Source organism: Xanthobacter sp. BG11Y11_SDJG, from assembly GCF_057364445.1.
This window is the reverse complement of sequence record NZ_JBNFNU010000867.1, coordinates 1-610: the sequence shown is the minus strand read 5'-3', so window position 1 is coordinate 610 and position 610 is coordinate 1. Positions and strand designations below refer to the sequence as shown.

1 protein-coding gene is annotated in these 610 nt (G+C 73.6%); it reads right to left on the bottom strand.

From position 1 onward, the window contains the following. Positions 1–610: acyclic terpene utilization AtuA family protein (locus AC2W7M_RS27030; RefSeq protein ID WP_486136318.1), on the bottom strand; the 610-nt coding region annotated here is incomplete at both ends.

Below are 610 nucleotides of genomic sequence, written 5' to 3'. Positions count from 1 at the left end.
CGCCGCCCGGCCGGCGGCGCCGGGCCGGCATAGGAGATTTCCGGCCTCGGCGATGTGCCCCGGCCTCGATGCAGACGGTGGCCTTGAGCGTCTGCGGCCTCGGACGCCCCCGCGCGCCCCGACACCCGCACCCGGTCCACCCCCACCTCGGCCACCTGGACGCCGGTGACATCCAGCACCACGTCGGGCGTGAGATAGGCGGCGGGATCGTGGATCTCGTACAGGATCTGCTCGGTCACGGTGAAGCGGTCGATGCGCCCCCCGGTGCCGGGCGGCTTGCCGATGACGAAGCTGCCGTCGGCGGCGATCTCGGCCACCGGGAAGCCCACTTCGTCGAGGCCGGGCACGTCCTTGAGGCCGGGATCGGCGAAATAGCCGCCGCTCACTTGGCTGCCGCATTCGAGCAGGTGGCCGGCGAGGGTGCCGGCGGCCAGGAGGTCCCACTCCTCGTCGCGCCAGCCGAAGGCGTGCATGAGCGGCCCGAGCGCGAGAGCGGGATCGGCCACCCGGCCGTGACGACGATGTCGGCGCCGCATCGAGTGCGTGAGGCGATGGGGCCGGGCGCCGAGATAGGCGTCGGCCGAGACCGGCACCGGATGGCCGGCGAGCA